This window comes from Mesorhizobium sp. LNHC221B00 (assembly GCF_000502935.1).
Taxonomy (GTDB): domain Bacteria; phylum Pseudomonadota; class Alphaproteobacteria; order Rhizobiales; family Rhizobiaceae; genus Mesorhizobium; species Mesorhizobium opportunistum.
On record NZ_AYWR01000015.1, the window covers coordinates 47622 to 60269 of the forward strand.

The 12648-nt window shown below is 64.9% G+C and carries 12 protein-coding genes; 6 read left to right on the plus strand and 6 right to left on the minus strand.

What is annotated here, in order from left to right:
- Positions 1-4 precede the first annotated feature (4 nt).
- Together X741_RS147170 and X741_RS147165 are read right to left on the minus strand one after the other, a co-directional pair.
- Complete coding sequence (locus tag X741_RS147170) at positions 5-799, minus strand: MoaF C-terminal domain-containing protein (RefSeq protein ID WP_023778973.1); 795 nt, start codon at positions 797-799, stop codon at positions 5-7.
- A 14-nt stretch (positions 800-813) separates the two neighbouring features.
- Entirely contained in the window at positions 814-1602 is a 789-nt protein-coding gene (locus X741_RS147165; RefSeq protein ID WP_023778974.1) for an SDR family oxidoreductase, read from the minus strand.
- A 198-nt stretch (positions 1603-1800) separates the two neighbouring features.
- Here X741_RS147165 and X741_RS147160 point away from each other — a divergent pair, with 198 nt between their 5' ends.
- The 4 genes from X741_RS147160 (at position 1801) to X741_RS147150 (ending at position 6485) form a co-directional block, all read left to right on the plus strand.
- The gene (locus tag X741_RS147160; protein ID WP_023778975.1) at positions 1801-3303 is read left to right on the plus strand and encodes an aldehyde dehydrogenase family protein; all 1503 of its coding nucleotides are present in this window, start codon (positions 1801-1803) and stop codon (positions 3301-3303) included.
- Between the two features lies 1 nt (position 3304).
- Positions 3305-4894, plus strand: a complete 1590-nt coding sequence (locus X741_RS147155; protein ID WP_245272747.1) for a GMC family oxidoreductase N-terminal domain-containing protein — start codon at positions 3305-3307, stop codon at positions 4892-4894.
- A 248-nt stretch (positions 4895-5142) separates the two neighbouring features.
- The gene (locus tag X741_RS1000000169925; RefSeq protein WP_156937918.1) at positions 5143-5283 is read left to right on the plus strand and encodes a hypothetical protein; all 141 of its coding nucleotides are present in this window, start codon (positions 5143-5145) and stop codon (positions 5281-5283) included.
- Entirely contained in the window at positions 5274-6485 is a 1212-nt protein-coding gene (locus X741_RS147150; RefSeq protein WP_023778978.1) for an alpha-D-ribose 1-methylphosphonate 5-triphosphate diphosphatase, read from the plus strand. Before X741_RS1000000169925 ends, X741_RS147150 begins: the two co-directional genes overlap by 10 nt.
- A 113-nt stretch (positions 6486-6598) precedes the next feature.
- On the opposite strand, the gene X741_RS1000000171540 is transcribed toward X741_RS147150, so the two are convergent.
- Entirely contained in the window at positions 6599-6721 is a 123-nt protein-coding gene (locus tag X741_RS1000000171540; RefSeq protein ID WP_280940346.1) for a hypothetical protein, read from the minus strand.
- Positions 6722-7089: 368 nt separating this feature from the next.
- Here X741_RS1000000171540 and X741_RS147145 point away from each other — a divergent pair, with 368 nt between their 5' ends.
- Positions 7090-9114 carry an amidase gene (locus X741_RS147145; protein WP_023778979.1) on the plus strand — a complete coding sequence of 675 codons (2025 nt, stop codon included), beginning with the start codon at positions 7090-7092 and terminating at the stop codon, positions 9112-9114.
- A gap of 153 nt (positions 9115-9267) precedes the next feature.
- On the opposite strand, the gene X741_RS147140 is transcribed toward X741_RS147145, so the two are convergent.
- The 3 genes from X741_RS147140 to X741_RS147130 form a co-directional block, all read right to left on the minus strand.
- Entirely contained in the window at positions 9268-9612 is a 345-nt protein-coding gene (locus X741_RS147140) for a hypothetical protein (RefSeq protein WP_023778980.1), read from the minus strand.
- Between the two features lie 61 nt (positions 9613-9673).
- Entirely contained in the window at positions 9674-10321 is a 648-nt protein-coding gene (locus tag X741_RS147135) for a ThuA domain-containing protein (protein WP_023778981.1), read from the minus strand.
- A 45-nt stretch (positions 10322-10366) separates the two neighbouring features.
- The gene (locus X741_RS147130; RefSeq protein WP_023778982.1) at positions 10367-11389 is read right to left on the minus strand and encodes an LLM class flavin-dependent oxidoreductase; all 1023 of its coding nucleotides are present in this window, start codon (positions 11387-11389) and stop codon (positions 10367-10369) included.
- 164 nt (positions 11390-11553) lie between these two features.
- On the opposite strand from X741_RS147130, the gene X741_RS147125 reads away from it, so the two are divergent.
- Entirely contained in the window at positions 11554-12639 is a 1086-nt protein-coding gene (locus X741_RS147125; protein ID WP_023778983.1) for a CaiB/BaiF CoA-transferase family protein, read from the plus strand.
- Positions 12640-12648 lie beyond the last annotated feature (9 nt).

Consider the following 12648-nt stretch of genomic DNA (forward strand, 5'->3'; position numbering starts at 1 on the left):
GCGGTCAGACCGGCGCCTTGCCTTCGTCGTAGACGGTTCTGGATTTCTTCTCGATGTGAGCGCCGGCCGGCTTGTTCTCGACCTTGCCCTGGCTGGTCACACCAAGGAATTTGCCGGTCGAGCGCATCGTGTCCCAATTGTAGAAGAACAGCGACGCGACCGGGATGATGAACTCGCGGAAACCAAACACATACTGGTTCTCGGCGAACTTCCAGGTCGTGGCCAGATCGACGTCGCCATGGCCGCGCTGCACGCCGACGAGGTTCTGCCAGGCATAGCGCTCGGCGCTCAGATAAATATGTTCGTAGACGTGGTTGGGACTGTAGGTGTAGTGCGCGGTGAGCCCGATCAGGTCCCGGGTCGGTGCCGGCACGATGCCGGTCGGCGCCACGCGGGGGTCGCCGAGCACACCGGCCGACCAGGTCTGCGCCACGCGTGGCTCGCCGGGCGCCTCGCCTGCTTCACGCACCCGTTCGCGTACCGACAGCACGCGGCGCGTACTGGTGTTGACGATGAGCGCCTCGTCCTCCGTCGGCCGGGCGGCGAAACTCATGTTGATGAAGAACACATCGGAGGCGACTTCGAGCGCCTCGTACCAGTCCGCGCCGGCTTTCGTGCCCTCGCTCCACGCCACCGTATCGGCTGACGTGAAGGCCAAGTCGATGGTGCGGCCGGTGTCGAGCGTGATCTTGAAGGTCTGCCCGCGCAACGCTGATGTCGTCGGCAGCCGGTTGGTGGCGATGCCGGCGGCGAAATCGTCGAAATGCTTCCAGTCGGCCGGCCTGTTCTGGTCGTTCATGGTGCTCCTCCACATCAATCGACAAAAGCTAACGTGGGCAGGTCGACGACGGTGGCGCCGCCATCGACCGTCAGGATCGACCCGTTCATCATCGCCGCCTCGTCGGAGGCGGCGAAGCAGATGACGTTGGACACTTCTTGCGGTTTCGCCGGCCGGCCGAGCGGCACGTCCTTCGTCACCAGCCGATAGGCCTCTTCGATCGAGCCAAGCCCGTGCTTTTCGACGATCATCTCCATCTGCTCGTCGGCCATGTCGGTCGACACCCAGCCCGGGCAGATGATGTTGGTGCGCACGCCCTTGCGGCCATAGTCGCGCGCCAGCGATTTGCCGAAGCCGATGCAGGCATGTTTCATGGTGACGTAGCCGGCCGCGTCCGGCCCGGCGAACAGGCCGGCGATAGAGGCGACGACGACGATGTTGCCTCGGCGCTCGATCAGGTCGGGCAGGCATTCGCGGGCGCAAACGAAGGCGGTGTCGAGATTGGTGCGTGTCGCCAGGCTCCAGGTTTCGTCACTCATCGAGATCGTCGGCCCGACGCCATGGCCGCCGGCATTGGCGACGAGTATGTCAACGGGCCCGACCTTGTCATGCACTTCGGCCAGAGCCGCGCGCACCGCCTTCGGATCGGCGGCGTCGCCCTGCACCACCAGCCCACCAATGTCCCTGGTCACGGCCTCCAGCGGCTCGCGCCGCCGGCCCATCAGCACCACCTTCGCGCCGTCGGCCGCCATGCGCCTGGCAACCGCCGCGCCGATGCCGGTGCCGCCGCCGGTAATGAAGGCCGTCTTTCCCGAAAATCGCATTGTTCGATCCCGATTGATGCTGTGCCGGCTGTGCGCCGATCTTCGCCAAGGATAGTGCGGCATCCGCCATTTCGCGTCTTGTCCGAGCGGGAACTTTGTTTTGACTGAGCGCGCACTCGTGCTTTGGGAGGCTTGAAGCCGGCCGATGCGCTCCATAATCCTCGGCTGGGATGTTCATCAGCAATCGAGGAGGATGGCGTGAACGAGAGAACCGTGCCGCCGATCAGCCCTGCCGCCGCCGCTTTCCTGGCGCGTCCGCACCGCCCCTTCATCAATGGCCGCTTCGTCGAGGGCCTCGCTGGTGACGGCCTCGCCGTCGACGATTCCGCCTCCGGCGAGATCGTCGCGCACGTGCCGGAAAGTGGCCCCGAACTGGTCGACCAGGCGGTGCGCGCGGCGCGAGCCGCGCTCGATGGACCGTGGGCATCGATGCGACCGGTCGACCGCCAGAATTTGATGTTGAAGCTCGCCGACGCCGTCGAGGCCGATGCCGACCTCCTTGCAGAGATCGAAAGCATCGAGAACGGCAAGTCGCTCGGCGTCGCCCGCATGCTGAGTGCGGCCGGCACCGTCGACTGGCTGCGCTATTATGCCGGCTGGGCAACCAAGATCGAAGGCTCGACCTTCCAGGTCTCCATCCCGGTACCGCCTGGCGCCAAACATCAGGCGATGACAGTGATGGAGCCGGTCGGCGTCGTCGGCGCCATCGTCCCGTGGAATTTCCCGCTGCTGATTGGCATGTGGAAGATCGCGCCGGCGCTCGCCTGCGGCTGTACCGTGGTGCTGAAGCCACCGCAGGAAACCCCGCTCGGCCTGCTCCGGCTCGCCGAGCTGATCGAGGCATCGGGTTTTCCGCCCGGCGTCGTCAACATCGTCACCGGCAGCGGCTCCGTCACCGGCGAAGCGCTGATCCGCCATCCCGGCATCGACAAGCTGACCTTTACCGGCTCGACGGAAGTGGGAAAACGCGTCGGCCACGCCGCCGTCGACCGCGTCGCCCGCTTCACGCTGGAGCTCGGTTCGAAATCGCCGATGATCCTGCTTGCCGACATGGAGGAAGGCATCGAGCCTTTGGTCGCGGGCCTCGGCATGTTCTTCAACCAGGGCCAGGTCTGCACGTCGGCCTCACGGCTCCTGATCGAGAAGTCGATCTACGACCGCACGCTGGCGCGGCTGGCCGAGATCGCCGACGGCATGTCGCTGGGCGCCGGCCGCGACGCCGATGCGCAAATCAACCCGCTGGTCTCGGCCAAGCACAAAAGAAGCGTCGAGGGCTTTGTCGAGCGCGGCCTGGCGGCCGGCGTCGAACGGGTCAGCGGCGCGCGGCCGGTGCCTGCGAAAGGCCATTATGTGGCGCCGACCATCCTGCACAATGTCCGGCCCGATATGGAGATCGTGCGCGAAGAAGTGTTTGGGCCGGTGGTGGCGGCGATGCCGGTCGCCGATCTCGACGAGGCGATCCGCATCGCCAACGACACGCGCTACGGCCTGTCGGCCTCGATCTGGACCCGCGACATGGGCAAGGCGATGACTGCCATCCACGGCCTCAAGGCCGGCACGGTATGGGTCAATTCGCACAACACGCTCGACCCCGCGGCACCCTTCGGCGGTTTCAAGCAGTCCGGCATTGGCCGCGAGCATGGACGTGCGGCGATCGACGGCTACCTCGAAACCAAGACCGTCATCATGCGCTACGCCTGACATGATGAGCGCAGAATACGACTACATCATCGCCGGCGCCGGTTCGGCCGGCTGCACGCTGGCCAACCGGCTGGTCAATGCGGGCAAGCGCGTGCTGATCGTCGAGGCCGGGCCTGCCGACAACACGCGGCTCATCGACATGCCCGCCACCTTCGCCAAGGTGATCGGCACGGCACGCAGCTGGATCTACGAATCCGAGCCCGAGCCGAGCGTCGGCGGACGTCGGCTGCCGGTGCCGCAGGGCCGCACGCTGGGCGGCGGCTCTTCCATCAACGCCATGCTCTATGTCAGGGGCCAGCCGCAGGATTACGATGGCTGGCGCGAACTCGGCTGCACCGGCTGGGGCTGGGACGAGGTGTTGCCGGTGTTCCGGCGGCTGGAGCGCAACGAGCGGCTGGCCGGCAAGCACCACGGCATCGAGGGCCCACTGCCCGTCTCCGATCCACGCCACCGCCATCCGCTGTCATTGGCCTATGTGCAAGCCGCGCAACAGGCCGGTTATCGCTACAATGACGACTTCAACGGCGCGCGGCAGGAAGGCGTCGGCTTCTACCAGACGACGACTGCGAACGGCGAGCGCCAATCAGCGGCAAAAGTATTCCTGAGGCCGTTGGGCGGCAACGCCAACCTGACCGTGGTCACCGATGCGCTGGTCACCGGCGTGACACTGGAAAACGGGGCGGCAAGCGGCCTCGCCTACACCACTTCGGACGGCCGCAACCATACAGCGACGGCAAGGGCCGAGGTGATCCTCACCGCCGGTGCGTTGGCGACGCCGAAGCTGATGATGCTGTCGGGATTGGGGCCAGCCGAGCATCTGGCCGGGCTGGGCATTCCCGTCATCCGCGACATGCCATCGGTCGGCCGCGACCTGCAGGATCATGTCGCGGCCCCCGTCTATGCATTGACACGCCAACCGATCTCGCTGCTCGGGCAGGACCGCGGCCTGAAGGCGCTGCGCCACGGCATCCAGTACCTGATGTTTCGCAGCGGCCTGCTGACCTCCAACGTGGTCGAGAGCGGCGGCTTCTTCGACACTGACGGCGATGGCCGGCCCGATGTCCAGTTCCACGTCCTGCCGGTGATGATCGAAAGCGCCGAGCATGGTTCGATCGAGCGCCACGGCATGGAGCTCAACCCCTGTGTCCTCCGGCCAAAGTCGCGCGGCACGGTCGGCCTGCGCTCGCGTGACGCCGCCGACCCGATCCGCTTCACCACCGGCTTCCTGTCCGATCCCCATGATCTCGCTCTGCTGCTCGCCGGCATGAAGATTGCCCGCAATATCCTGCGCCAGCCTGCCCTGCAGGCCGCGGTCGCCGAGGAACTGTCGCCGGGTAACGATGCGGATCTTTCCGACCAGACGATAACAGACCACATCCTCGAACACGCCAAGACCGTCTATCACCCCTGCGGCACCTGCCGGATGGGCACCGACGACGGCGCGGTGGTCGATCCGCAATTGCGCGTGCGCGGCGTACCGCGCCTGCGCATCTGCGACGCCTCGATCATGCCGCGCCTGATCAGCGGCAACACCAACGCGCCCGTGATCATGATCGCCGACCGCTGCGCCGATTTCATCCTGGGCGCGTAAGCAGCCGTTCACCTTTGCTTTTCCGCATGCAGCAGCACGCTCGAAAGCTGCACGCGCTCGCTGATCCGTTGATGGCCGCCAGCCTGCTGTCCGCGGTGCCGGTCTTGGTGCTATTCCTGACCGCGCAGCTTAAAAGTAGGCTCCGGGCGCGCGCATCACCTATTCTGGCTTCATGTAAATGTCATAAAAATCAAATGGAAACCGGCATTCGGGTGAACTAGAAAACATAGGGTTGTCCTGGAGAGATCGTGATCGAAGCGGCGGCAACCGTCGCCATGATCGGCGTCTTCCATCACGCGAAAATGTCGCCGAGCTTGTCGCCAGCGAAATCCACCTTGAAACCATTTCCCACCCTGAAACCACTTGCAAGAGACATGACATGTGGCTGAGTGACTTCGAAATTGTCCTGCGTGACCGTGTCGTTGCCAATGGCGCTGTCAGGATCGAAAACGGCCGGATTGCCGAAATCCGAGACCAACCTGTCGAGAATGCCGACATCGAGGGCGGCGGCCGCCTGCTCCTGCCGGGCTTCATCGACATGCATGGCGACATGGTGGAGAAGGAAGTCGAGCCGCGCACCGGCGTCCATGTGCCGATGCAAATCGGCATTGCCGAACTCGACAAGAAGCTCGCCTCCTGCGGCGTGACGACGGCCTATGCCGCGCTCTCCTTCATCGGCGCCAGCGTCACCAGCGGCGTGCTGCGCTCGGAAGATCATACATCCGATATCATCGAGACCATTGCCGGGATGAAGGACGATCTGCTTGTCGACCACCGCATCCATGCCCGGTTCGAGGTCACCTTCACGCCCGCGATCGCCATGCTGCAGAGGTTGATGGATGCAGGCAAGCTGCACCTCATCTCCTTGATGGACCACACGCCTGGACAGGGGCAATACCGCGACGTCGAACTCTACATCGCCCGCATCGCCAAGGAGCGTGGCATGTCCGTTGCCATGGCCTCCGAGATCGTCGGACAGCGGATGGCCGGCCGCGAGGGCCAGGGCGATGTACTCAACGCGCTGCAGGATCTGTCGGCCCGCGCCCGCGCCTGCGGCATCGTGCTTGCCTCGCATGACGACGACACGCTGGAAAAAGTGGAACTGGTCCATGGCCTGGGCGCCGTGCTCAGCGAATTCCCGGTGACGCTCGAAGCGGCGCAGGAAGCCCGCCGGCTCGGCATGCACACCGCAATGGGCGCGCCCAACGCACTGCGCGGAGTTTCCTATTCCGGCAATCTTTCCGCCCGGCGGGCCTATGAGGCGGGATTGCTCGACATGCTGGCCAGCGACTACCATCCGGCCTCGATCCTGCCGGCCGTGCTTGGCCTGGCACAGGTGCGCGACGGCGGCCTGGCAGCGGCGGCCGCGCTGACAAGCGCCAACCCGGCCGCGGCGCTCGGGCTCACCGATCGCGGCGCCATCGAGCCGGGGCTTCTGGCCGACCTGGTGGTTGCCGACCGCCAGCCGGTGGCACGTGTCCGCGCCACCTTCCGCGCCGGCCGCATGATTTACGGCGACGGCACGCTGGCACCAGCCCTCAAGGCAGAACGTTTCGAAGAGGCCGCCGCTGGCCGTTACCGGCTGGCCTGAGGCGCTTTTCCTGGAATTGCCTCAGAGCAGTTCACAAACGGTGAACTGCTCTAACTCTTTGTTTTGACGCAATTCCGGACGGAAAACCGTTTCACACTTTTCCTGGAATTGCTCTAGAGATCGAGCACCACCATCATGCCGCGCACCTCTGCCATTTCCAGCAGCAGATCCTGCAGGCTCTCGACGGTCAGCGCGACACCGGTTATCGCCAGCAACTCCGCGATACTCTCCTTCATCGAAATGACGGCAACCCCGGTTTTTTGGAAAGCATCCGTCCGATGGCTGCGCGGATATGGGCATTCTGTTCAGGCATGATCTCCTCTCATGCTGTGAGATCGGCACGGTTTCCCCCGACAATATGGTTTTCACGCAACTTCCGCGAGCTTTTGCTTACGTCTGCAAGCCATCTTGTTGATGATCGTCCAAATCATCTCGTCGACCGTCATCTGGGCCGGAATTGGCATCGTCATGGGCTCGACAGCCGCTCAGCGGGGGCAGGTCGGCCGCAGGAACAACACCTTCCGACGAAGCCTGCGGATTGGCTCTTGCCGAAGCTGGCGGCCTCGCTCATCCATGGCGTGGAAACGACAGTTTGGAACCAGTGATGACCGATGCCAGCCTTCATCTCGTCGAAGCGACGATCGAACAATTGCGCCGTGCGCTCGATGACGGCACGGTCACCAGCGTCGAGCTGGTCGGTGCGTATCTGCGCCGCATCGCGCATTTCGACCGCCACGGCATCGGCCTCAACGCCGTCCCCGTGCTCAACCCCGACATGTTCGAGGAAGCCGCCGCTTCCGACCAGCGGCGGCGCAGCAAGGCCTTGCTTGGGCCGCTCGACGGCATCCCCTACACCGCCAAGGACAGCTACAAGGTCAAAGGCCTGACGGTCGCCGCCGGCTCGCCGGCCTTCGAGCATCTCGTCGCCAATGAGGACGCCTTCACCATCGCGAGGCTCAGGGCCGGCGGCGCGGTGCTGATCGGCCTGACCAACATGCCGCCAATGGCCAATGGCGGCATGCAGCGCGGCGTCTATGGCCGCGCCGAGAGCCCCTACAATGCCGACTATCTGACCGCCGCCTTCGCGTCGGGCTCGTCCAGCGGTTCGGGCACGGCGACAGCAGCCAGCTTCTGCGCCTTCGGGCTCGGCGAGGAAACCTGGTCGTCCGGCCGCGCGCCGGCCACCAACAACGCGCTGGTCGCCTACACGCCCTCGCGCGGCGTGACCTCCGTGCGCGGCAACTGGCCGCTGGTGCCGACCATGGATGTCGTCGTGCCGCACACGCGGACCGTGCACGATATGCTGGAACTGCTCGACATCATCGTCGCCGACGATCCCGAGACGCGAGGCGATTTCTGGCGCGCGCAGCCCTGGATCAAGCTGCCGAATAGCTCCGAAATGCGGCCGCAACGCTACACCGAACTGACGCTTGCTGGATCATTGAAAGGCAGACGGCTCGGCGTGCCCCGAATGTATATCGGCCGCGACAGCGGCGCCGACCGGCCGATCGAAACCCGGGCCTCGGTGCTTGCCCTGTGGGAACAGGCGGCGGCCGATCTCAAACGGCTGGGCGCCGAAGTGGTGGAAGTCGATTTTCCCGTCGTCTCCAACTACGAGCGCGACCGTCCCGGCGCGCGCACCATGGTAGAGCGCGGGCTCGTGCCGAAGGAGTTCGCGAACCGCGAAATCTGGGACCTATGCATCTGGGGTTGGGACGATTTCCTGCGCGCCAATGCCGACCCTGATATTCCCGACCTCGCCTCGGTCGATGGCCCGAAAATCTTCCCGCAGCCGCCAGGCACGCTGCCCGACCGCTACGAAGGCGGCTTCGACCTCGCGGACTACGTCGAGCGGGCGAAAGCCGGCGTCACGCCCTTCAAGGATATCCCGACGATGGAGGATGGTCTCAAGGGCCTGGAAACGACGCGGCGGATCGATTTCGAGGACTGGCTCGATGCACAAGGCATCGACGCCGTGGTGCTGCCCGCCGCCGCCGATGTCGGCCCGGCCGATGCCGACATCAACGAGGCGTCCGCCGCCCTTGCCTGGCGCAACGGCACCTGGGTCGCCAACGGCAATCTGGTCTGGCGCCATTTCGGCATCCCGACCGTCACCATACCGATGGGCACCATGGCCGATATCGGCATGCCGGTCGGCCTGACCTTCGCCGGCAAGGCCTATGACGACGAACGGCTCCTGTGCATGGCCGGCGACTACGAACGCGCCACGCAGCGCCGCACCCGCCCACCGCGCACGCCGGAACTGGCCGATGACGTGTTTTCGGATCGGCCCACCCGGTGTGGCGACGGCAAGGCGCCACCGCTTGTCATCGCGCTCGCCGCCGAGACGCGTTCTTCGGGCGATCAGGACGAGATATCCATCACAGTCGACCTGCCCGGCGACGCGGAGACGGAGAATGCCAGCGTCAAGGTGCATATCAACGGCGAGCCTGTCGCATTGCAGCGAAGCGGCGCGCGCCTAGTCGGGCGCGCGCTCGTCCCTGCAGCCGAGCATCAGCGGTTCCACAGCGTCTGGCGCGGCCCGTATGGCTCGATCATCACGGCGGTGGTGCGGCTGGAGGATGGGCGAAGCGCTGGCGCCTATGTGGTTGTGGGCGGGATCAGGTGAGGGTCTCAGCGTCCCCGGCTTCGTCATCCTAGTCTAGGGTCTCCGCGACGGAGCTTCGCTCCTGCTACGCGCTAGGATGACGAAGCCAGGGGCCCATGGATAGTCGCACAAGTGCCGTCAATGACAATCGCGAACCCGGGAGCGCCGCTCCGGTCAGCCACTGGCCGAGCGTCTCGCCACAAAGGCCAGGTCCCGCTGAATGACATCCCGCTTGTCTTGCGACAGACCGGCAAGCAGCTTTTCATCGAGATGCCCTGCTCGAATAAGCTGCGCGAACACGAAGAGAAGCTGCGAATAGCGATAGTCGAACGTGCGATCGATTTTCCGTCGCTGTTCACGCAAATAGTCTTCGAGCTCCCACATCTCGGAGGGCTGCGTCACCGCACTCGCCTTGCTTTTGAAGTCGGCCATCGTCTTTGCGAGCGCCGCCTCAAGGGCGGTATCGAAGGCATGGCGCGCGAGCTTCTTTTCGGATCCGGACCACTCGAAATCACTCATTGGATATCTCCATGGATGCCCTGTGAATTCGGCCCAGATTTTCACGAAAACGCGCTTGCTGCTACCCTCGCGCCGCCCATACCAACCCGCGCTCCACAATCAGCGCCATTTCCGGCACCGCGAACTCATCCGCCGTGTGTCCAAGAGAACTATAAAACACCCTGCCCGAACCATACCGGCGCTTCCAGACCACAGGCATGACAACGCCGCCGATGCCCGGAAAATGCGCGTCAGTGAAAGTGGTCGTCGCCAGCACTTCGTTGCTTGGGTCGACATGCATGTAATACTGCTCCGACCGGTAGGCGAAATCGTTGATGCCTTTGGTGATCGGATCGTCCGGCCGGGTGATGGCGACTTGGTAGTCGATGATGTCGCCGGGGTGCGCGACCCATTGGCCGCCGGTCATGAACTGATAGTCGGGCTCGTTGCGAAAACTGTCGCCCATCGTGCCGTGAAAGCCGCCGAGCCCGGTCCCCTGGCGAACGGCCTGCGTCAGGTTCTGCAGCTCGGCCTTTTCGATCGTCGACATGGTGATGACAGGCACGATGAGATCGAATGATGACAACTCCGGATCTGCGAACATCGCCGTGCCCTGGCCCAGCGTGACGGCGAAACCGTTACGCTCGAGCAGCGCGCGGATGACATTGGCGCTGCGCTCCGGCGTATGGCCGTCCCAGCCGCCCCAGGCAATCAAGGCTTTCTTCGCCATGCCGTGAATCTCCTCTCCTCCGTTGTCGCTGTCTTGGCGCGCCTGTCAGCGCCAACCCAACCCAGGCGCGACATGGGTCAGGATCGCCTCGATGACATGAGCGTTATAGTCGACGCCGAGTTGGTTGGGCACGGTGAGCAGCAGCGTGTCGGCCTCGGCGATCGCCTCGTCCTGCGTCAATTCCTTGATCAGCACATCCGGCTCGGCGGCGTAGCTGCGCCCGAAGATCGCCCTGGTATTCTCCTCGATGAAGCCGATCTGGTCGCGGCTCTCATTGCCGCGCCCGAAATAAGCGCGGTCGCGGTCGTCGACCAGCGCGAAGATGCTGCGGCTGACCGAGACGCGCGGTTCGCGCTCATGGCCGGCCGCTTTCCAGGCCTCGCGGTAAATCCGGATCTGCTCTGCCTGTTGGATGTGGAAAGGCTTGCCGGTCTCGTCGAATTTGAGCGTCGAGCTCTGCAAATTCATGCCCAGTTTCGCCGCCCATTCCGAGGTGGCGTTGGTGGCCGCACCCCACCAGATGCGCTCGCGCAGGCCCTCCGAATGCGGCTCGAGCCGCAGCAGGCCGGGCGGGTTGGGGAACATCGGCCGCGGATTGGGCTGGGCAAAGCCCTCGCCGCGCAGCGTGTCGAGGAAAACCTCGGCGTGGTGCCGCGCCATGTCGGCGTCGCTTTTGCCTTCCTGCGGCTGATAGCCGAAATAGCGCCAGCCATCGATCACCTGCTCGGGCGAACCACGGCTGATGCCGAGCTGCAGCCGCCCGCCGGCGATGATGTCGGCCGCGCCCGCGTCCTCGGCCATGTAGAGCGGATTTTCGTAGCGCATGTCGATGACCGCGGTGCCGATCTCGATGCGGCTGGTCTTGGCGCCGACCGCCGCCAGCAGCGGAAATGGCGAGGCGAGCTGGCGCGCGAAATGATGCACGCGGAAATAGGCGCCGTCGGCGCCTAGCTGCTCGGCCGCAACCGCGAGATCGATGGATTGCAGCAGCGCGTCCGAAGCCGAGCGCACCTGCGACTGCGACGAGGGCGTCCAGTGCCCGAAGGAGAGAAAACCGATTTTTTTCATGACCCTGAAGTATATGCGAGCGGCACGTGCTTCAATGCTGAAAGAGCAGGGTTACACACCGTCGCCCACCACGATACCAAAAGTGGGCGATACCAAAAGTGGGCGACACCAAAAGCGCGCGATGCAGATGTGCGCCATACAAGGTTGAAGCCGTGGAGGGTGGAATGCTGAAGGGAACCCGAATCGTCGAGATCGAGGCGCTCGGGCCAGCCCCCTTCGCCGGCATGCTCTTCGCCGATCTCGGCGCCGATGTCATCGTCGTCCATCGCAAGCAGGCGCCGATGCCGGGCCTGCCCGAGCGCTCGCTGCTCGATCGCGGCAAGCGCTCCATCGCGCTCGACCTCAAGGATGCCGCCGACGCCGCCGTGCTGATGCGCCTGATCGCCACCGCCGATGGCCTGATCGAGGGTTTCCGGCCCGGCGTCATGGAACGTCTCGGGCTTGGCCCCGATGTCTGCCTGGCGGCCAACAAGCGCCTAGTCTACGGCCGCATGACGGGCTGGGGCCAGGACGGTCCGCTCGCCCATACCGCAGGCCACGACATGAACTATATCGGCGTGTCCGGCGCGCTCTGGTACGGCTCTTTGCCGGAAGAGGTGCCAAGGGCGCCGCCGACGCTGGTCGGCGACATAGGCGGCGGCGCGCTCTATCTGGTGGTCGGCATGCTCGCGGCCATGATGAACGCCCGGGCCGGCGGGAAAGGCACCGTGGTCGACGCGGCGATCGTCGACGGCTCGGCCCACATGATGAACCTGTTGATGTCGCTCGCCCAGTCCGGCGGCCTTGCCGCAGAACGGGGCAACAGCCTTCTCGACGGACCGCACTGGTGCCGCGTCTACCGAGCGTCCGATGGTGGCTTCATCAGCGTCCAGTGCATCGAGCCGAAATTCTATGCGCTGTTCCTCGACCGGCTTGGCCTCGCCGCCGATCCGCAATTCGCCAACCAATTCGACCGCGGTCTATGGCCGGAGCTCGGCAACCGGCTGGCGGCGATCTTTGCTGCCAGACCGCGTGACGAATGGGTCAAGCTGTTCGAAGGATCGGACGCCTGCGTCGGGCCGGTACTTGGCCCGCGAGAGGCAGCACAGCATCCGCACATGGCCGCCCGCGGCACATGGCTGACGGTGGACGACACTCTTCAAGCGGCGGCGGCACCGCGTTTTTCGGCAAGGGCGCGGCGCTCGCCTGCCGCAAGCCCGGCGCGTGGCGAGAACGATGCAGAAATCCGTGCTTGCCTGGCCGAATCGTGACGTAGGAGG